The sequence below is a fragment of the Kitasatospora sp. NPDC028961 genome (assembly GCF_055564815.1).
On the sequence record NZ_JBVHVO010000012.1, the window covers coordinates 221,435 to 240,777 of the forward strand.

General features: G+C 73.1%; 14 protein-coding genes and 2 rRNA genes. 8 read left to right on the forward strand and 8 right to left on the reverse strand.

Going from position 1 to position 19,343, the window contains the following annotated elements; all coding sequences use genetic code 11:
• Positions 1-240: 240 nt before the first annotated feature.
• A complete protein-coding gene (gene secA, locus ACZ4UX_RS22155; protein WP_329487900.1) occupies positions 241-3,003 on the reverse strand; it encodes a preprotein translocase subunit SecA in 2,763 nt (920 codons plus the stop codon).
• Between the two features lie 251 nt (positions 3,004-3,254).
• On the opposite strand from secA, the gene ACZ4UX_RS22160 reads away from it, so the two are divergent.
• Both ACZ4UX_RS22160 and ACZ4UX_RS22165 read left to right on the forward strand, forming a co-directional pair.
• Complete coding sequence (locus tag ACZ4UX_RS22160; protein ID WP_465707892.1) at positions 3,255-3,845, forward strand: GNAT family N-acetyltransferase; 591 nt, start codon at positions 3,255-3,257, stop codon at positions 3,843-3,845.
• A 128-nt stretch (positions 3,846-3,973) separates the two neighbouring features.
• The gene (locus ACZ4UX_RS22165) at positions 3,974-5,155 is read left to right on the forward strand and encodes a winged helix-turn-helix domain-containing protein (RefSeq protein ID WP_465707893.1); all 1,182 of its coding nucleotides are present in this window, start codon (positions 3,974-3,976) and stop codon (positions 5,153-5,155) included.
• A gap of 31 nt (positions 5,156-5,186) precedes the next feature.
• Here ACZ4UX_RS22165 and ACZ4UX_RS22170 read toward each other — a convergent pair whose 3' ends face one another.
• Together ACZ4UX_RS22170 and hpf are read right to left on the reverse strand one after the other, a co-directional pair.
• Positions 5,187-5,945 (reverse strand): response regulator transcription factor, encoded by a 759-nt coding sequence (locus ACZ4UX_RS22170; RefSeq protein WP_329487903.1) that lies wholly within the window; start codon positions 5,943-5,945, stop codon positions 5,187-5,189.
• Between the two features lie 267 nt (positions 5,946-6,212).
• Complete coding sequence (gene hpf, locus ACZ4UX_RS22175; protein ID WP_329487904.1) at positions 6,213-6,905, reverse strand: ribosome hibernation-promoting factor, HPF/YfiA family; 693 nt, start codon at positions 6,903-6,905, stop codon at positions 6,213-6,215.
• A gap of 369 nt (positions 6,906-7,274) precedes the next feature.
• Between hpf and ACZ4UX_RS22180 the strand changes: the two genes are divergently transcribed.
• On the forward strand, positions 7,275-8,036 hold the full coding sequence (locus ACZ4UX_RS22180; RefSeq protein WP_465707894.1) for a ComF family protein: 762 nt from the start codon (positions 7,275-7,277) through the stop codon (positions 8,034-8,036).
• A gap of 77 nt (positions 8,037-8,113) precedes the next feature.
• Here the strand turns inward: ACZ4UX_RS22180 and ACZ4UX_RS22185 are convergent, their stop codons facing one another.
• From ACZ4UX_RS22185 to mtrA, 3 genes are read right to left on the reverse strand one after another with little or no spacing between them, the layout of a single operon-like run.
• Entirely contained in the window at positions 8,114-9,988 is a 1,875-nt protein-coding gene (locus ACZ4UX_RS22185) for an LpqB family beta-propeller domain-containing protein (RefSeq protein WP_465707895.1), read from the reverse strand.
• Positions 9,966-12,104: an MtrAB system histidine kinase MtrB gene (gene mtrB / locus ACZ4UX_RS22190; protein ID WP_465707896.1), complete on the reverse strand. Its 2,139-nt coding sequence runs from the start codon at positions 12,102-12,104 to the stop codon at positions 9,966-9,968. Before mtrB ends, ACZ4UX_RS22185 begins: the two co-directional genes overlap by 23 nt.
• 1 nt (position 12,105) lies before the next feature.
• Positions 12,106-12,783 carry an MtrAB system response regulator MtrA gene (gene mtrA / locus ACZ4UX_RS22195; RefSeq protein ID WP_030061806.1) on the reverse strand — a complete coding sequence of 226 codons (678 nt, stop codon included), beginning with the start codon at positions 12,781-12,783 and terminating at the stop codon, positions 12,106-12,108.
• A gap of 310 nt (positions 12,784-13,093) precedes the next feature.
• Between mtrA and ACZ4UX_RS22200 the strand changes: the two genes are divergently transcribed.
• The 5 genes from ACZ4UX_RS22200 (at position 13,094) to ACZ4UX_RS22220 (ending at position 18,618) form a co-directional block, all read left to right on the forward strand.
• Positions 13,094-14,281: a DUF7847 domain-containing protein gene (locus ACZ4UX_RS22200; RefSeq protein WP_352295803.1), complete on the forward strand. Its 1,188-nt coding sequence runs from the start codon at positions 13,094-13,096 to the stop codon at positions 14,279-14,281.
• Positions 14,282-14,286: 5 nt separating this feature from the next.
• Entirely contained in the window at positions 14,287-14,958 is a 672-nt protein-coding gene (locus tag ACZ4UX_RS22205) for a DUF4129 domain-containing protein (protein WP_465606190.1), read from the forward strand.
• A complete protein-coding gene (locus ACZ4UX_RS22210) occupies positions 14,955-16,256 on the forward strand; it encodes a DUF4350 domain-containing protein (protein ID WP_465707897.1) in 1,302 nt (433 codons plus the stop codon). The genes ACZ4UX_RS22205 and ACZ4UX_RS22210 overlap by 4 nt, the downstream gene beginning before the upstream one ends.
• Positions 16,257-16,348: 92 nt before the next feature.
• Positions 16,349-17,269, forward strand: coding sequence for an AAA family ATPase (locus tag ACZ4UX_RS22215; protein WP_465707906.1), 921 nt, complete (start codon positions 16,349-16,351; stop codon positions 17,267-17,269).
• Between the two features lie 38 nt (positions 17,270-17,307).
• The gene (locus ACZ4UX_RS22220) at positions 17,308-18,618 is read left to right on the forward strand and encodes a DUF58 domain-containing protein (protein WP_329487909.1); all 1,311 of its coding nucleotides are present in this window, start codon (positions 17,308-17,310) and stop codon (positions 18,616-18,618) included.
• 430 nt (positions 18,619-19,048) lie between these two features.
• Here the strand turns inward: ACZ4UX_RS22220 and rrf are convergent.
• Both rrf and ACZ4UX_RS22230 read right to left on the reverse strand, forming a co-directional pair.
• A 5S ribosomal RNA gene (rrf, locus tag ACZ4UX_RS22225) occupies positions 19,049-19,165 on the reverse strand.
• Positions 19,166-19,250: 85 nt separating this feature from the next.
• Positions 19,251-19,343, reverse strand: a 23S ribosomal RNA gene (locus tag ACZ4UX_RS22230); the annotation flags it as partial.

Consider the following 19,343-nt stretch of genomic DNA (forward strand, 5'->3'; position numbering starts at 1 on the left):
CCGGGCCGCGGCGGCCGGCCCGCAGCAGGTGCCCACGGCGGCTTCCGCGACGGCGCCACGCGGCCCGCACGGGCCGCGTGGACCCCGCGGTCCGCCACCGCCCCGCGGTCCGACCGGTCCGCCGACGCCGTGGGCACCGGCACCGGCACCGGCAGCGGCACCGGCACAACGGCGCAGGGCGCCACCCCCCTGCGGGAGTGGCGCCCTGCGTGGCGGCGGACCGGGCGGACCGGCCCCGCGTCAGCTCTTGCGACGGCGGCCCTTGGCCGACTTGGCGGCCTTGCGGCGCTCGGCGCGGGTCAGCCCGTCGCCCTCGTCCTCCGGCGCGAGGTCCTCGAAGTCACCCTCGACGACACCGCCACCGACCTCGTCCGAGGGGGCCGTGTAGTGCAGCCGCTGCGGCTTGGGGGCCTCCAGGCCCTTGGCCTTGATCTCCGGACGGGCGGCGTCCTTCTCCAGCTTGTCGAGCAGCACCTCGGCGTCCTCGACCGGCACCTCCTCGACCTGCTGCTCGACCTGGACCTCCAGGTTGAACAGGTAGCCGACGGACTCCTCCTTGATGCCCTCCATCATGGCGGTGAACATGTCGAAGCCCTCGCGCTGGTACTCGACCAGCGGGTCGCGCTGCGCCATGGCCCGCAGGCCGATGCCCTCCTGGAGGTAGTCCATCTCGTAGAGGTGCTCGCGCCAGCGGCGGTCCAGCACCGAGAGGACGACCCGGCGCTCCAGCTCGCGCATGATCTCCGCACCGAGCTGGTCCTCGCGGGCGCCGTACTGCCCCTGGATGTCCTCCTGGATGACCTTGGTGAGGAACTCCGGGGTGAGTCCGGCCGTGCCGCCGGCGTCCTCCTCCAGCTGCTCCAGGTCCAGGGTGACGGGGTAGAGCTGCTTCAGCGCCGTCCAGAGCTTGTCGAGGTCCCAGTCGTCCTCGTAGCCCTCGCCGGTGGCCGCCTTGACGTACGCCTCGACGGTGTCGTCCATGAAGTGGCCGACCTGCTCCTGCAGGTCCTCGCCCTCCAGGACGCGGCGGCGCTCGCCGTAGATGACCTCGCGCTGGCGGTTCAGCACCTCGTCGTACTTGAGGACGTTCTTGCGGATCTCGAAGTTCTGCTGCTCGACCTGGGTCTGCGCCGAGGCGATGGCGCGGGTGACCATCTTGGACTCGATCGGCACGTCCTCGGGCACGTTCGCCATCGAGAGCACGCGCTCGACCATGCCGGCCTTGAACAGGCGCATCAGGTCGTCGCCGAGCGACAGGTAGAAGCGGGACTCGCCCGGGTCGCCCTGACGGCCGGAACGGCCGCGCAGCTGGTTGTCGATCCGGCGGGACTCGTGCCGCTCGGTGCCGAGGACGTAGAGGCCACCGGCCGCCTTGACCTCGTCCTGCTCCGCCTTCACGGACGCCTTGGCCTTCTCCAGCGCGGCCGGGAACGCCTCCTCGTACTCCTCCGGGGTGTCCACCGGGGTGATGCCGCGCTGGGCCAGCTCGGCCGCGGCGAGGTGGTCGGAGTTGCCGCCGAGCATGATGTCGGTGCCACGGCCGGCCATGTTGGTGGCGACGGTCACGGCGCCCTTGCGGCCCGCCTGCGCGACGATCTGCGCCTCGCGCTCGTGGTGCTTGGCGTTCAGCACCTCGTGCGGGATGCCGCGCTTGCGCAGCTCCTGCGACAGGTACTCGGACTTCTCCACCGACACGGTGCCGACCAGCACCGGCTGGCCCTTCTCGTGCTTCTCGGCGATGTCCTCGACCACGGCGGCGAACTTGGCCGGCTCCGACTTGTAGATCAGGTCGGGCTGGTCGATGCGCAGCGGGTCCCGGTTGGTCGGGATGGGCACCACGCCGAGCTTGTAGATCTGGTGGAACTCGGCGGCCTCGGTGGTACCGGTACCGGTCATTCCGGAAAGCTTGTCGTACAGGCGGAAGAAGTTCTGCAGGGTGATGGTGGCCAGCGTCTGGTTCTCGTTCTGGACCTCCACCCCCTCCTTCGCCTCGATCGCCTGGTGCATGCCCTCGTTGTAGCGGCGCCCGGCCAGGATGCGGCCGGTGTGCTCGTCGACGATCATGACCTCGCCGTTCATCACGACGTAGTCCTTGTCCCGCTTGTACAGCTCCTTGGCCTTGATGGCGTTGTTCAGGAAGCCGACCAGCGGGGTGTTCACCGACTCGTAGAGGTTGTCGATGCCGAGGTAGTCCTCGACCCGGGTGACACCCTCCTCCAGCACGCCGACGGTGCGCTTCTTCTCGTCGACCTCGTAGTCGCGCTCGATCTTCAGGCGCTGCACCAGCTTGGCGAAGTCGGCATACCACTTGGTCGCCTGGTCCGCCGGGCCGGAGATGATCAGCGGGGTACGGGCCTCGTCGATGAGGATCGAGTCGACCTCGTCGACCACCGCGAAGTTGTGGCCGCGCTGGACGAGTTCGTCCTTCGACCAGGCCATGTTGTCGCGCAGGTAGTCGAAGCCGAACTCGTTGTTGGTGCCGTACGTGATGTCCATCGCGTACTGGCGCTTGCGCTCGGCGGGCGTCATGTTGCCCAGGATCACGCCGACTTCGAGGCCGAGGAAGCGGTGCACCCGGCCCATCCACTCCGAGTCGCGCTCGGCGAGGTAGTCGTTGACCGTGATCAGGTGGACGCCCTTGCCGGTCAGTGCGTTGAGGTAGGTGGGCAGGGTGCCGACCAGGGTCTTGCCCTCACCGGTGCGCATCTCGGCGACGTAGCCGAAGTGCAGCGCGGCGCCACCCATGATCTGGACGTCGTAGTGCCGCTGCCCGAGCACTCGCCGGGCGGCCTCGCGGACGGTCGCGAACGCCTCGGGGAGGATGTCGTCCAGGGACTCACCGTCCGCGATCCGCTGCTTGTACTCGTCGGTCAGCGCGCGCAGCTCGGCGTCGGTGAGGTTGACGAAGTCCTCTTCGATGGAGTTGACCTGGGCAGCAATCCGCTGCAGCTTGCGAAGGATCTTGCCTTCGCCGGCGCGCAGGATCTTGTCGAAGACGGACACTTGAGCGGGCTCCTTGCCTGTATTGGCACTGGACGACTGCACGACGGGTTTACCCCACCGCACGGGCCATCGTATGCGAGGAGTCCAACACCCCGGGAGGTGCGTCAGCACGCTATTCCCGTGTCACCCGTGCGGGCACATGGCCCGATAGCATCGCCCACCGGGGCAAAACGGTCAGCCGCCCGGGCGGTTGAGCGGTCGCGCCGGTTATTCGGATGCCCGGTTTCCTTTCTGCACGGAATAATCCGTTCATGGCAGAGCACCCCGAGACCACCGCGTCCGACTCCGTTCCCGGCCTCCTGGTCACCGAGCGGCTGTTCCTGCGACCGCCCCGGGAATCCGACCTGGACGCGGTCTTCGAGGCCTGCCAGGACCCGGAGATCCAGCGCTGGACGGTCGTTCCCAGCCCGTACCGCCGCGAGGACGCGGAGTACTTCGTCAACGACCTGGCCGTGAACGGCCGTCGCACCGGCGAGAACCTCGTCTGGTGCGTGGTCGAGCGCGCCGGTGGCGCCCTGGTCGGCACCCAGGGGCTGGTCCGCGTCCCGGGCAGGCCGGGGACCGCCGAGGTCGGCTGGTGGGCCACCCGGGAGCACCGCGGCCGCGGGTACACCGTCGAGGCCGCCCGCGCGGTCGCCCACCACGCGATCACCGAGCTGGGCCTGCGCCGGCTGGAGTGGACGGCGTACGTGGGCAACGAGGGCTCCCGCGCGGTCGCCGAGAAGGTCGGCTTCCGCTTCGAGGGCACCCTGCGCTCGTACGCCGAGCAGCGCGGCGAGTTCCGCGACTCCTGGGTCGGCGGGCTGCTCGCCACCGACCTCGCCACCGACCTCGCGGACTGAGCGGCCCCGTACCCCGACTCCGGAGCCCCGCCCCGCCGCCCCGCCCCGCCGGCGGGCGCCGCCCACGCCCCGGGCCCCGGTCCTTCCGGGCCGGGGCGTTGTCGGTGCCGCGGTCTACGCTCGCCGACATGACCGTCATGACTCCCGCTACGACCCTCGGCGCCGACGAGGCCCGCCGGATCGCCCTGCGCGCACAGGGCCTGCTCGGCGCGCCGGACCGCCGGGGCGGCGTCCGCGGAGTGCTGCGCCACCTCGGCGCCGTCCAGCTCGACACCATCTCGGTGCTGGCCCGCTCGCACGAGCTGGTCCCGTACGCCCGGCTCGGCGCCGTCGGCCGGCCCGCCGTCGACGCGGCCTACTGGGCGTCGGGGGCGAGCTTCGAGTACTGGTCGCACGCGGCCTGCATCCTGCCGATCGAGGAGTGGCCGCTCTTCGCGTTCCGCCGCCGGCGCTACCGCGAGCGCGCCCACGTCTGGGGCATGCAGGTGGACGCCGCCACCTACCGCGCCGTCCTGGCCAAGCTGCGCGACGAGGGGCCCCTCACCTCGACCGAGCTGGGCGGCGCCAAGAAGACGGCCGACTGGTGGGACTGGTCCGACACCAAGATCGCGGTGGAGCGGGCCCTGGCCTTCGGCGACGTGGTCTGCACCGAGCGCCGGAGCTGGAAGCGGGTCTACGCGCTGGCCGAACAGGCCATCCCTGCCGAGCTGTTCGAGGCGGAGCCGACCGACGAGGACTGCCTGCGCACCCTGGTCGCCCAGGCCGGCGCCGCGCTCGGCGTGGCCACCCGGGCCGATCTGCTCGACTACCACCGTCTGAAGGCCGAGCAGCTGGACGCGGTGCTCGCCGACTCCGGCCTGGTCCCGGTACGGGTCGCGGGCTGGGGCCCGGCCGGCGCCCCCGCCGCGGCCTGGGCCGATCCGGCCGCACTCGCCACCGCCCCGCGCGGCCGGCACCGCACCACGCTGCTCTCGCCGTTCGACTCGCTGATCTGGGACCGCTCGCGCACCGAGCGGATCTTCGGCATGACGCACCGACTGGAGGCCTACACCCCCAGGCACAAGCGGGTGCACGGCTACTTCGCGATGCCGCTGCTGGCCGGCGGGCAGCTGGTCGGCCGGGTCGATCCGGCCCGGGCGGGCGGCACCCTGGTGGCCCGTCAGGTCTCGCTGGACTCCGCGCGGCACGTCGGGGCGCTGGCGACCGCGCTGCGCGAGGCGGCCGCGTGGGTGGGCTGCGACAGCGTCCGGGTGGAGGCGCTGCACGACGAGGCGTTGCGCCCGGCGCTGGAGAAGCTGCTCGCCGACTGAGCCGGCACCGGGCCCGCGACGGGCTCCGCCGTCACCCTATTTCGAGGATCTTCTCCCGCATCGCGTAGACCACGGCCTCCATCCGGGAGTGCAGCTGGAGCTTCTCCAGGATGTTGCGCACGTGGTTCTTCACGGTGTTCTCGCTGATGAACAGCTCCTTGGCGATCTCCCGGTTGTTCATCCCGGTCGCCACCAGCTTCAGCACCTCCAACTCCCGGTCGGTCAACCGGGGTGCGGGCACCAGGTCCCGGTCGTCGGAGCGGCGCTGGATCATCGACTTGAACTCGGTGAGCAGCTTGGAGGCCATCGACGGGCTGATCTGCGACTGGCCGTCGGCGACCGCCCGGATCGCGGTGGCCACCTCGTCGGTGGAGATCTCCTTGAGCAGGTACCCGGTGGCACCCGCCTTGATCGCCTCGTAGAGGTCGGCTTCCTCGTCGCTTATCGTCAGCATGATGATCTTGGTGCTGGGGGCCACGTCCTTGATCGCGGTGCAGGCCTCGATCCCGCTGCGACGGGGCATCCGAACATCCATCAGAATGATGTCGGGCAGCAGGTCGGCGGCCTTGAGCACGGCCTCCGCGCCGTCCCCCGCCTCACCGACGACGGTGATGTCCTCCTCCTCGGCGAGCACGATCTCCAGGCCGCGGCGGAACAGCGCGTGGTCGTCCACCACCAGGACGCGGATCGGCTCCCTCCGGCGCGGGGCGTAGTCGAGGTCCTCCCCCGACCCTCGCGCCACCCCCCCGACCGGCCCCGCACCGGGCCCCAGCCCGAAGTGATCCCCCATCCGCTCCTCCCCCGTCGCCGGTCGTCGTTCGCCAATCATTCCACGCCGCGGGCGTCCTCCGGTCACCCTCCGATGCCGATTCCCTCGCACCGGGTGACCTCCCGGCGCCCGGAATCGGCCGGTCACCGGCCCGGACCGGCCCGGCACCCGCTGCGGAGCACCCCCGAACGCCACGGAACACCCCCGAACGCGCTCGGCACGCCCCCGAACGCCGGTGACCCCGGCGGCAGCGCCACCGGGGTCACCACTCCCACACCGCTCGGACGGTCAGTCCTCGTCGTCGGCGCCGCCGATCGCGCCGCCGGCACCGCCACCCGGCCCGGTCGTTCCGTCGGCCTTCAGGTGGATGACTCCGTAGTGGTAACCGTGCCGGCGGTAGACGACGCTCGGCAGGCCGCTGTCCTTCTCCACGAACAGGTAGAAGTCGTGGCCGACCAGTTCCATCTCGTAGAGCGCCTGGTCCAGCGCCATGGGGGCGGCCGGGTGGGTCTTCTCCCGGACCACCAGCGGGCCTTCGCCCTCCACTTCCAGGGATCCCATCATGGTCTTGCGGACGGCCCCGTTGGTCTCGTTCTCCGGCTTGGTCGTCTCGGGCAGCGCGGCCAGGGCCGCGGTCGCCTCGGCGACGCTGATGGGAGTACGGCCGTTGCCGCCCTTGTGCACCCGGCGCCGGTCCGCGGACTTGCGCAGCTGCGCGTCGAGCTTCGCCGAAGCCAGGTCGAGCGCCGCGTACGGGTCGCCGGCGGCGGCCTCGGCCCGGATCACCGGACCGCGGGTACGGAGAGTGATCTCCACCCGCTCGGACCGGTCGGCCTGACGCGGGTTGTGCTCCTTGGACACCTCGACGTCGAGGCTGATCACCTTGCCGTCGAACTTCTGGACCTTCTCCAGCTTCTCGGCCACGTGCTCGCGGAACCTCTTGGGCACCTCGGTCTTGCGGCCCTTGACGACGATGTCCACGCAGAACTCCGATCCCTCGTGCTGACGCCGACCCGGGTGCTACCGGATCGGGCTGAGACCCAGCCGGACCAGCCAATTCGCTGCTGACCCTCCACCTCCGCCGCGAGCGACGAAAGCGACTGGCCCTCACCTCACTTCCTCCCCACCAGGGACGGTTGAAACCCCCTGGAGCCTCATCGAACACCTCACACGGGGTTTTCGCCTCCCCAAACGGGAATACGGGTACGACCCGAGGCGGTGGGCTGGCGGTCAAGCTGTTGCACCCTGTCTACCCTCTTGCGAGTGAAGCATGGGTAAATACCTGGACAACTCCCCCCGTACGGCGCATCCTGTGCTCACTCTCCGTGCCTGCCGCCGCCAGGAGCAGCCGTGCCGCCCACCGCCGTCCCCACCCGTCCACGGTCCGCCCAAGGGCCGTTCGGCCACGCACTGGCCGGTCTGCTGGAGGTGCTGCTGCCCGCCCGCTGCGCCGGCTGCGGCGCCGACCGCACCCAGCTCTGCCCGGCCTGCCGGCACGCCCTGGCCGCCGCCCGGCCCGGCCCCACCGCGCTGCCCTGGGTGCACGCCGCCGCCCCGTACGCCGGACCGGTCCGGCAGCTGCTGCTCGCCCACAAGGAGCGCGGCGCGCTGCACCTCGCCGGGCCGCTCGGCGAAGCACTCGCCCGGGCCGTGCGCTCCTCGCTCGGGCCGCGCGCGGGGCTGAGCCCGCTGCTGCTGGTCCCGATGCCCTCGGCCCGTTCCGCCGTCCGCGCCCGCGGGCACGATCCGACGCTGCGGCTGGCCGGCGCGGCCGCCCGGTCACTGCGCCGGGCCGGAGTGGACGCCAGGGCGGCGGCCCTGCTGCGGCACACCCGGCCGGTCGCGGACCAGGCCGGCCTCACCGCCACCGAGCGCCGGCGCAACCTGCACGGCGCGCTCACCGTCCTGCCGCGGGCGGACCGCCGGCTGACCGGCCGCCGGCCGGTCCTGGTGGACGACCTGGTGACCACGGGGGCCAGCCTCGCCGAGGCCGCTCGGGCGCTGGCGTCGGCCGGGCTCCCGCCGACGGCGGCCGCCACCGTCGCGGCCGCCGGCCCGCACCGGCCCGCCGGCCGGGTGCCCCACCCCTGCGGCAGGCCCCGTCCCCGGTAGCCCCGGACAGCTCGGACGAAGCCGGGACCGGACCGCCGGCTCAGCCGGGATAGATGAAGCGGGACCGGACCGCCGGCTCAGCCGGGATAGATGAAGGAGGACGCCCGGAAGTTCAGGACGAGCTCACGCCACTGGCTGTTGACCAGCCGGTAGATCTTGCCGTCGGTGCCCTGCCGCGCGAGCACCGGCGGAGCCTGGTCCATGGTGTCGGCGGGCGCCTCCGAGGCCTGGGCCGAGGCCATCCCCTCGCCGCCCTGGGGCGGGGCCTCGCTGCTCTGCGAGCCGTCCGTGCTGATGTAGTGCAGCTGCTGGAGGCGGCCCTTCTCCTTGCCCAGCACCAGCAGCTGGTCGGCCTCCGCCCAGGACACCGAGGAGACCTCGGTGATCGCGGGGGCCACCCGGCGCAGTCCGGTGATCCGCGCGGTCGGCGCGTCCTTGGTGCCGCCGTGCACCACCAGGCCGAGCCAGAGCGACTGCGCCCCGCGCTGGTCCTTGAACACCAGGGCGATCCGGACGGCGTCCGAGGAGATCTTGAGGTCCTGCAGCACCTGCCCGTCGGGGCTGTCCACCGGCACCGTGACCGGGGGCTGGTTGCCGCGCACCATCACCACCCGCCGGTTCTGCGGGTCGCGGTCCACCACCCAGAGGTCGCCGCGGCCGTCCCAGCTGGGCGAGGTCAGGCCGTCCTCGTCCTTCTGCCCGGTGCGGACGGGGGTGGTGAGCACCGGCTCGGGCATGGCCTGCACGCCGTCCGCCAGCGGCACCGTGTAGAGCTGGTGGCCCTTGCCGCCGATCGCCGCGGCCCGCTCGCCGTCCCGGGCCACCGCGATCGTGCCGAGCGGGTCCCGGCCGGCCGGTTGCGGACGGCCCAGCGGGCCGCGCACCGGGTTGCCGTCACCGGTCTCCTGAGCCTCGGTCAGGACGCCGTTGTCGGCCCGCTGGAAGAACTGCCGCTGGGAGCCGGCCCCGGTCAGCGCGCCCGGTCCGGTCTGCGGGAGGTCGCCGCGGGTCGCTTGGCAGCCGCTGTTGCGCGGGCCCTTCAGGTCCAGCTTGTCCACCTGCCCCTTGCCCTGGTCGGCGAGGGTGTAGAAGAGCTGGGTGGCCATCCGCTTGCAGAGCATCGCGCCGCCGAGGTCGACACCGGTGAGCACCACGTGGGCGGTGCGGGCCTCGTCGACACTCACCCGCTCGACCGCGGTACCGGTCGGGAAGGCGCTCCGGGCCACCGGCGAGAGCCAGTCGGACGGCCCGGCGACCACGGCCCTGGCGGCCGAGGTCAGCGGGTCTATTCGGCGCCGCAGGTAGATCGGGTCGGCGATCAGCACGGCCGGGGAGCGCAGCGTCGCGGCCGCGGACGGGTCGTCGGCCGCGTAGAAGAAGCGGTCCACCTGGCGGTAACTGTTGCGGAAGTTGGTTTCGTTGATGAGCAGGCCGTCGGGCAGCGCGTCGATCCGCCACTCGCCGCTCTTCTTGTCCCGGACGAACGAGAACTGGAAGTCCACGTCCTTCTGGCCGTCCAGGAAGGTGTACGAGTGCTTGGCGTCCACCTCGGCCACCACCATGCCGGACACCGGGACGGCGAAGGAGGTGTCGGCCTCGGTCAGGGTCTGGACGGGCAGCGACGGGGTCGCGGAGAGCACCTGGATGCGCTCGTCCGGCTTCCACTTCGCCGCCGCCTCCTCGGTGAGGTACATCCGGGCGGTGTCGTAGCTCTCGTCCGCCGTGACGGCGTCCAGGAACCCGGCCAGCAGGTCGCGCGGCTTGGCACCCTTGTCGGGCGCCTTCGGGAAGACCCTGACCTGAAGGTTCTTGTCCACCGAGTCCTGCGCCAGTTCGACCTTGCTGACGCCGCCGGAGTCCGGCATGGCCGCGCAGCCGCCGGCCAGCAGGGTGCCCAGCACCACGCCGGCCACCGCGGCCAGCCGCGGCTCAGTCCCGCTCGTCCCTCGCACGCTGCGACCCCTCCGTGTCCGTCCCGGCCGTGCCGTGCCCGGCCTCCGCCGGGCCCGGTTCCGCCGTCCGCTGTGCCACCGACGGCCAGCCGGGCGTCGGGTCCACCATCACCTGGGCTCCGGTGGCACCGTACCCGGCGCCGGCGGTCCGGACGTCCGAGGGGTCGGCCCGCGGGCCCTGGGGCAGCCGGCTGGTGCCCAGCCCCGGGCCGATGCTCAGTACGCCGCCGAGGCCGCTGCCGAACCCGCTGCCCCCGGAGCCCTCCGGGGTCTCCGGCACGGCCGGCTCGTCGGTGGCGGTCAGCGCGGTGGCGCCGCCCGGCCGGATCGCCCGGCGGTACGGCACGCCGTACGAGCCGAGGCCCCGGTTGTTGCGCGAGTCCTCCGGCTCCAGCCGGAACGGTGCCCGGTTGATGTCGCCGCCGCGGGTGCGCGGCAGGGTGAGCCGGAAGTGCGAGCCACCGCCGGGCTCGCCCCAGGCCTGCAGCCAGCCGCCGTGCAGGTGCGCGTCCTCGACCGCGATGGACAGCCCGAGGCCCGTGCCGCCGGTGGTCCGCACCCGGGACGGGTCGGCCCGCCAGAAGCGGTGGAAGACCCGGGACGCCTCGCCGGGCTTGAGCCCGATGCCGTAGTCGCGCACGCCGACCGCGACGGCGCCGTCCGCCGAGCCCAGCCGGACCACGACGTCCCGGCCCTCGCCGTGCTCCAGCGCGTTGACCACCAGGTTGCGCAGGATGCGCTCGATCCGGCGGGAGTCGACCTCCGCCAGCACCGGTTCGCCGTCGCCGCGGATCACCACGGCGCTGCCCTTGGCCTGGGCCAGCGGGTCGGCGGCCTCCACCACCCGGGTGACGATCTCGCGCAGGTCGACCGGCTCGGCGTCCAGGATCGCGGCGCCGGCGTCGAAGCGGCTGATCTCCAGCAGGTCGGCGAGCAGCGACTCGAAACGGTCCAGCTGGCCCTGGAGCAGCTCGGCCGAGCGGGCCGCCATCGGGTCCAGGTCCTCTCGGCTGTCGTAGATCAGGTCGGCGGCCATCCGGACGGTGGTCAGCGGGGTGCGCAGCTCGTGCGAGACGTCGGAGACGAACCGCCGCTGCACCCGGGAGAGCTCCTCCAGCTGGCGGATCTGCGCCTGCAGCGCGTTCGCCATCCGGTTGAAGGACTCGCCGAGGCGGGCGATGTCGTCCGTCCCGGTGACCTTCATCCGCTCTTCCAGGTGGCCCGCGGCCAGCCGCTCCGAGATCCCGGCGGCCATCCGGACCGGGGTGACCACCTGGCGCACCACCAGCCAGGCGATCCCGCCCATCAGGATCACCACGAAGACCCCGGCCGTGGCGAGGGTCCCGGTGACCAGGTCGAGGGTGTCCGTCTCCTGGCCGAAGGAGAAGATGTAGTACAGCTCGTAGGAGACGCCGTTGGGGCCGGTGAACTGCATGCCGATGGCCAGTCCGGGCTCGGTCCGCCCAGCGCTGTCCACGCGGTGGATCCGCGTCGGCTGGTCGAAGATCTGGCCGGGCTCCGCCGAGACCCTGGCCCGCAGCGTGTCGGGGATGCTGACCGGCGAGATGTCACCGGTGTAGCGCGGTCCGAGGCCGGCCGTCTCCGGCGAGACCGTCTTGCCGCCGCGCACCACCGCGATCACCGAGTAGACGTTCTGGCCGCTGGCCGCGAGGTCGCCGACCTGGTTGAGCAGCCAGGTACCGGTCTCCTCGACGGCCTGGTCGGCGGGTGCACCGACCTTGAGCCGCAGGTCCTTGGCCTCGTCGATCTTCTTCTGCTCGGTCTGGAAGCCGGCCCGGGCCTGGCTGTGCGCCGAGTCCCGCTTGGTGCCCAGCAGCCCGTTGCGCACCTGGGCCACCACCACCACGCCCAGGACCAGGACCACCACGACGGAGAGCATCAGGGTGGCGGCGACCACCCGCAGCTGGATGGAACGGCGGTACAGCGCCGAGACCCGGTGCAGGGGCCGGCGCAGCTGACGGGTCACCGGCGCGAGCAGTGCGGCGGGCCCGCGACGGCGGCGGCTGCGCGTGGTCGAGCTCAGCACGTCGCCGCGCACGGCGGAGCCCCCGTCGGTCGAGGACTCCGACGGGGTGTCGTCAGCCTGGTACGTCACGTCAGCTGGGCCCGGCCTTGTAGCCGACGCCACGGACGGTCACCACGATCTCGGGACGCTCCGGGTCCTTCTCGATCTTGGACCGGAGCCGCTGGACGTGGACGTTGACCAGTCGGGTGTCCGCCGCGTGGCGGTAGCCCCAGACCTGCTCCAGCAGCACCTCCCGGGTGAACACCTGCCAGGGCTTGCGGGCCAGTGCGACGAGCAGGTCGAACTCCAGCGGGGTCAGCGGGATGCCCCGGCCGTCCCGCTTGACGGAGTGGCCGGCCACGTCGATCACCAGATCGCCGATGGTCAGCTGCTCGGGAGTCGGCTCCTCGGCACGGCGAAGTCGGGCACGTACCCGGGCCACCAGCTCCTTGGGCTTGAACGGCTTGGTGACATAGTCATCGGCACCCGATTCCAGACCGACCACGACGTCGACCGTGTCGGTCTTCGCGGTCAGCATGACGATCGGGATGCCGGACTCCGCCCGGATCTGCCTGCAGACATCGATGCCGTCCCGTCCGGGCAGCATCAGGTCCAGCAGGACAAGATCGGGCTTGGTCTCCCGGAACGCGGCTAGTGCCTTGTCCCCATCCGCGACGAAAAACGGCTCAAAACCCTCACCACGCAGCACAATGCCGAGCATCTCGGCCAGTGCGGAGTCGTCATCAACGACGAGGACGCGTCCCTTCATGCGTCCATCTTCTCATTACCGGATTGTGACCTGCCGCACAGCAGTCCCTTTGCTCCAGAACGGCCAAGTGGCAGCCCGGCGAATTCCGGCCATACCGGACGAATGACCTGGCCCGAACCGGCCCCTCCGGCCCCACCGGTCACCCCCGGGCCGCGTCCGGAGCGCGTCCCGCCCGCCCGACGGCCTCCCGTTGCCGTTCAGCAACCGGATACCCCTGGGGGCCGTCCGACCACCATGGCACGATGGGCGCTGCGCGCGGGTGAAGATCCACCCGGCCCCGCGAACCCTGACGCCCCTCCGAGGAGCAGTGATGACCGACACCCCGGGCTGGGCCTCGCCCAGCTCGTCCGAGCCGTCCCGCGACGACAACCGGCCCCCGGCCGACACGTCCGCCGCCGCGCCCGGGCCGTCGGTACCACCCCAGGCCGCACCCCCCGCCTGGGGCGCCGGCTACGGCGGCCCCGGACCGGGCGGCCCCCAGTACGGCGGCCAGGGCCCGCACGGCCCCCACGGCCAGTACGGCTGGGGCGCCCCGGTCAGCCCCAAGCCGGGCATCATCCCGCTGCGCCCGCTCGGCCTCGGCGAGATCCTCGACGGAGCCGTCTCCACCATCCGCACGCACTGGCGCACGACGCTCGGCCTCTCGCTCGGCGTCGCCGTCGTCGAGCAGGCCGCCGTCACCGGCACCCAGCTGGCCGTGCGGGGCGACACCGGCGACCTCACCCCGGTGATCTCCGCCCTGGTGAGCCTGCCGGTGACCATGCTGCTCAGCGTGGTCGCCGCCGCCCTGCTGACCATGGTGGTGAGCCGCGCCATCCTCGGGCAGTCCGCCACCATCCGCGACGCCTGGCGGGACGCCCGCCCCCGGCTGCTCCAGCTGACCGGCCTCACCCTGCTGACCGCCCTGATCGGCGCCGGCGTGGTGCTGATCGGCTTCGCCCCGATGATCGGCTACCTGCTGACCGGCGCCGACGAACCCGCCATCGCGGGCCTGCTCTTCGTGGTCGGCCTGCTCAGCATCCCGGTCGCGATCTGGATCTGGATCCAGCTCAGCCTGGCCGCCCCCGCCCTGATGCTGGAGAAGCAGGGCGTCATCACGGCGCTCTCCCGCTCGCGCCGGCTGGTCCGCGGCTCCTGGTGGCGGCTGTTCGGGATCAACCTCCTCAGCCAGGTCCTGGCCGGCATCGTCGCCGGGATCATCAGCGTGCCGTTCACGATCGTCGGCCTGGCCCTCGGCTTCGACGACCTCGTCGGCCAGGTCGACGCGGGCGACCCGGCCACCCTGCCCACCGCCGTCCTGATCACCACCGCGATCGCCGGCGTGATCGCCTCCACCGTCACCATCCCGTTCACCGCCACCATCGGCGTGCTGCTCTACGTCGACCAGCGGATCCGGCGCGAGGCCCTGGACATCGAGCTCGCCCGCGCCGCGGGCCTGACCGAGTACGGCGGCACCGGCTGGGGCGACCAGGCCGGCCAGAACCCGGCGAGGCTCTGAACCGGATGCCGAACTGGGGGGAGAGGACGCTGGCGGCGAGCGGCGCCCCGGTCACCGTTCCACGTGACCCGGCCCGCGACGCCGCCCGCGACGAACTGCTCAACGCGGAGTACCACCGGCACGACCCGAGCCTGCAGCAGCGGGTCTACGACTGGGTCATGGACCGGATCGACGACGCGCTCACCACCATCGCCGGCGACGGCACCAGCGGCACCACCGGACTGATCCTCTTCCTGGTGATCGCCGTGCTGATCGCCGCCGCCCTCTGGTGGCGGTTCGGCGCGCCCAAGCGGGCCGCCCGCACCGTGCTCGACGTCTTCGGCACCGCCGGACCGCGCAGCGCCGGCCAGTACCGGGCCGACGCCGAACAGCACGCCGCGGCCGGCCGGTGGACGGAGGCCGTCCGCGAGCAGATGCGCGCCCTCGTCCGGGCCCTGGAGGAGCGCACCCTGCTCGACGCCCGGCCCGGCCGCACCGCCGACGAAGCCGCCGCCGAGGCCGGCCGGGCCCTCCCGGCGCACGCCGACGCCCTCCGCGCCGCGGCCCGCACCTTCGACGACATCGCCTACGGCGACCGCACCGCCGACCGCACCGCGTACCAGCTGCTGCGCGACCTCGACCAGACCCTGGAACGCGCCCGCCCGGCGTTCGCCCCGGCCGCGGGAGGAGCGGCATGACCAGCCCCACCCCCGGTCCGGCCGCTCCGCCGGCCCCCGGCGGGCCACCGCCCGCCGCACCGCCCGCACCCACCGCCGCACCGCCGTCCGCCGCACCGCCGCAGACCGCGCCCGCGGCCGGGCCCGCCGCGGCCGGCAGCCTCGCGCCCACCGGCCGCGGCCTCTGGCACCGCTCCCGCTGGTACCTGCTCACCGCCGTGCTCCTGCTGCTCGCCGCCGCCGTGCTGGCCGGGCTCAACCAGGACCGCCGCTACCCCCCGCTCGACCCGCGCTCCTACGACGCCTCCGGCTCCCACGCCGTCGTCGCGCTGCTCCAGCGCCAGGGCCTCGACGTCGACGTCACCGCCGACCTCCCCGCCCGCTCCACCGGCAACGACACCCTCGTCGTCCCCGAACCCGACCTGCTCGGCCCCGACCAGCTGCGCGCCCTCGCCGCCGCCCGGCACGGCCGGCTGGTCCTCGTCTCCCCCGGCCCCGCCGCCCTCAGCGCGCTCGCCCCCGGCGTCCGCCCCTCCGAGGAGGGCGGCGGCGCCCCCTACGCCGCCGTCCGCAGCACCGCCGCCCAGTGCGCGCTCACCGAGGCCGTCCGGGCCGGCACCGCCCACCTCGGCGGCCTGCTGTACACCGCCGGCAGCCGTGGCGAGGGCTGCTACCCGCGCGGCCACGGCTACCCGCTGGTCGCCGTCCGGACCGGCCAGGGCACCGACGTCGTCGTCCTCGGCAGCGGTGACTTCCTCAGCAACGAGCTGATCAAGAAGGACGGCAACGCCTCGCTCGCGCTCGGCCTGCTCGGCTCGCAGCCCCGCCTCACCTGGCACCTGCCGGACTACACCGCCCCGCTCGGCGACAGCGTCGGCGACAAGCGGTTCACCGACTACATCCCCGACGGCTGGCGCTGGGCCGCCGTCCAGCTCGGCATCGCGACCCTGCTGGCCGCGCTCTGGCGGGCCCGCCGGCTCGGCCCGGTCATCAGCGAGAACCTGCCCGTCGTGGTCCGCGCCGCCGAGACCACCGAGGGCCGCGCCCGCCTCTACCGCCGGGCCAGGGCCCGGGGCCGCGCCGCCGACGCCCTGCGCCGCGCCGCCGCCCACCGCCTCGCGCCCGTCCTCGGCGTGCCGCCCACCGGCGGCGCACCCGACGCCACCGCGCTCTGCGCGGCCGTCCTCGACCGCCTCCCCGACCGACCCGCCGGGGACGTACGAGCCCTCCTCTACGGCCCGCCCCCGACCGACGACGCCGCGCTGCTGCGGCTCGCCGACGACCTCGACGCCCTCGAAAGGCAGGTACGGAAGCCGTGACCGAACAGGCCACCGCCATCCCCGTCTCCACCCCCGGCACGGCGACCGGCACCCCCGGGACCACCGACGACCCGCGCCAGGCGCTCACCGCCCTGCGCGCCGAGATCGCCAAGGCCGTGGTCGGCCAGGACGCCGCCGTCACCGGCCTGGTCGTCGCCCTGCTCTGCGGCGGCCACGTGCTGCTGGAGGGCGTCCCCGGCGTCGCCAAGACGCTGCTGGTCCGCACCCTGTCCACCGCGCTCAGCCTGGACACCAAGCGGATCCAGTTCACCCCCGACCTGATGCCGGGCGATGTCACCGGCTCCCTCGTCTACGACGCCCGCACCGCCGAGTTCTCATTCCAGCCCGGCCCGGTCTTCACCAACCTGCTGCTCGCCGACGAGATCAACCGCACCCCGCCGAAGACCCAGGCCGCCCTGCTGGAGGCCATGGAGGAGCACCAGGTCACCGTCGACGGCTCGCCCCGCGCGCTGCCGGTCCCGTTCCTGGTCGCCGCCACCCAGAACCCGGTCGAGTACGAGGGCACCTACCCGCTGCCCGAGGCCCAGCTCGACCGCTTCCTGCTCAAGCTGATCCTGCCGCTGCCCGACCGCGACCAGGAGTTCCAGGTCCTCGCCCGGCACGCCGGCGGCTTCGACCCGCGCAACCTCGCCGCGGCCGGCGTGCGCCCGGTCGCCGGCCCCGAACACATCACCGCCGCCCGCGAGCAGATCGCCAAGCTCACCGTCTCGCCCGAGGTGCTCGCCTACATCGTCGACCTCTGCCGGGCCACCCGGCAGTCCCCGTCGCTCTCGATCGGCGTCTCCCCGCGTGGCGCCACCGCCCTGCTCGGCGCCTCCCGCGCCTGGGCCTGGCTGGCCGGCCGCGACTACGTCACCCCCGACGACGTCAAGGCACTCGCCCTGCCGACCCTGCGGCACCGCGTCGCGCTGCGCGCCGAGGCCGAGATGGAGGGCGTCACCGCCGACTCCGTCATCCAGGCGGTCCTGGCCCAGACACCCGCCCCCCGCTGACCGACCGCCCCGCCCCGTTCACGAAGGAGCGCAACCGCATGGCCCTCACCGGGCGAACCGCCCTGCTCGCCGCACTCGGCGCGCTCGTCGTGGGCCTGCTCCTGCCGTCCTGGGGCGGGATCGCGGCCGTCACCGGCACGGTCCTGCTCGCCGTCGTCGTCGACCTCGTGCTCGCCGCCCCCGTCCGCAGCCTGCGGATCACCCGGGGCGGCGACACCACCGTCCGGCTCGGCGAGCCGGCCACCGTCGAACTGACCGTCACCAACCCGAGTGGCCGCCCGCTCAGAGGCCGCGTCCGCGACGCCTGGGCCCCGTCCGCGTGGCGGCGCGGCACCGAGATCGCCGCCTCCCGGCACACCCTGCGCATTCCCGGCCGCGAGCGGCGCCGGGCCACCACCGTGCTCACCCCGACCCGGCGCGGCGACCACCACGCCCAGCGGGTGACGGTCCGTTCGCTCGGCCCGCTCGGACTGGCCGGGCGGCAGGGCTCGCACCTCGTCCCCTGGACGGTCCGCGCCCTGCCGCCGTTCAACAGCCGCAAGCACCTGCCGTCCCGGCTCGCCCGGCTGCGCGAACTCGACGGCCGCACCTCCGTCCTGACCCGGGGCCAGGGCACCGAGTTCGACTCCCTGCGCGAGTACCTGCCCGGCGACGACATCCGTTCCATCGACTGGCGCGCCAGCGCCCGCCGGAACACTGTCGCCGTCCGCACCTGGCGCCCCGAGCGCGACCGGCACATCCTGATCGTCCTGGACACCGGCCGCACCTCCGCCGGGCGCGTCGGCGACGCGCCCCGCCTGGACGCCTCGCTCGACGCCGCGCTGCTGCTCACCGCGCTCGCCACCAAGGCGGGCGACCGGGTCGACCTGCTCGCCCACGACCTGCGCAAGCGCGTCTCGGTGGCCGGCCGCTCCCCCAGCGAGATCCTGCCGGCCTTCACCAACGCGATGGCCGTCCTGGAACCGGCCCTCTACGAGACCGACATGCGCTCGCTGGTGGCGACCGCGCTCAAGATGGCGCCGCACCGCTCCCTGATCGTCCTGCTCACGGGCCTCGACGCGGCCCCGGTCGAGGACGGGCTGCTGCCGCTGCTCCCGCTGCTGACCAAGCGCCACGAAGTGGTCCTGGCCTCCGTCTCTGACCCCCACCTGGACGAACTGGCCACCGGCCGCGGCACCGTCGAGGCCGTGTACGGCGCGGCCGCCGCCGAGCAGACCCGCGCCGACCGGCGGCTCACCGCGGACCGGCTCACCCGGCACGGCGTGACCGTCCTGGACGCCCCGCCGACCGCGGTGGCCCCGGCCCTCGCCGACACCTACCTCGCCCTCAAGGCCGCCGGCCGCCTCTGAGCACCCCCCGGCCGTGCGGCCGGTGTGAGACCGCATGACTGAGCCCCCGCCACATCCGTGGCGGGGGCTCAGTCGTACGCCTTGCCCGTGGACGGACGTCCGGTCAGCGGGCGCCCTGACGACCGCTTCGGCTGCTTCGGCCGCTACGGCCGCTACGGGAGGGCCTCTGTCCCTGGCGCCCTGTGGTGGCCACTGACCGCCCTCTACTCTGCCGGCGGTCGAGCGAGAGGCCTGCCTGCCCCCCGGGCTTGCTGCCGTCTCTCGCCACCGGCGCCTGGTGACCCCGCTACGAAGTGCCGCCTGCGGCCCGAAGCTTGCCCTTATGGTCCCCGGCCGGCGCAGTATTCACGGCTCGGCCTCGGAACGATTCGCCCCGGAAACGCAAAGAACCCCCCGATCCGTAAGGATCAGGGGGTTCTTTGGAATGATTGTTCGGCGGCGTCCTACTCTCCCACAGGGTCCCCCCTGCAGTACCATCGGCGCTGTGAGGCTTAGCTTCCGGGTTCGGAATGTAACCGGGCGTTTCCCTCACGCTATGACCACCGAAACACTATGAAACTTATCACCGCACCCACGACAGGCCATGTCATGGGGGTCGTTGTTTCAGAACAACACAGTGGACGCGAGCAACTGAGGACAAGCCCTCGGCCTATTAGTACCGGTCAACTCCACCCCTTACGAGGCTTCCATATCCGGCCTATCAACCCAGTCGTCTACTGGGAGCC

Excerpts from the sequence above, each read along its gene's own strand:
- ACZ4UX_RS22200 (WP_352295803.1), top strand. The coding sequence starts at position 13,094 with ATGACCGACACCCCGGGCTGGGCCTCGCCCAGCTCGTCCGAGCCGTCC.
- ACZ4UX_RS22170 (WP_329487903.1), bottom strand. The coding sequence starts at position 5,945 with ATGGGGGATCACTTCGGGCTGGGGCCCGGTGCGGGGCCGGTCGGGGGG.
- ACZ4UX_RS22210 (WP_465707897.1), top strand. The coding sequence starts at position 14,955 with ATGACCAGCCCCACCCCCGGTCCGGCCGCTCCGCCGGCCCCCGGCGGG.
- ACZ4UX_RS22165 (WP_465707893.1), top strand. The coding sequence starts at position 3,974 with ATGACCGTCATGACTCCCGCTACGACCCTCGGCGCCGACGAGGCCCGC.
- mtrA (WP_030061806.1), bottom strand. The coding sequence starts at position 12,783 with ATGAAGGGACGCGTCCTCGTCGTTGATGACGACTCCGCACTGGCCGAG.
- ACZ4UX_RS22205 (WP_465606190.1), top strand. The coding sequence starts at position 14,287 with ATGCCGAACTGGGGGGAGAGGACGCTGGCGGCGAGCGGCGCCCCGGTC.
- ACZ4UX_RS22160 (WP_465707892.1), top strand. The coding sequence starts at position 3,255 with ATGGCAGAGCACCCCGAGACCACCGCGTCCGACTCCGTTCCCGGCCTC.
- ACZ4UX_RS22220 (WP_329487909.1), top strand. The coding sequence starts at position 17,308 with ATGGCCCTCACCGGGCGAACCGCCCTGCTCGCCGCACTCGGCGCGCTC.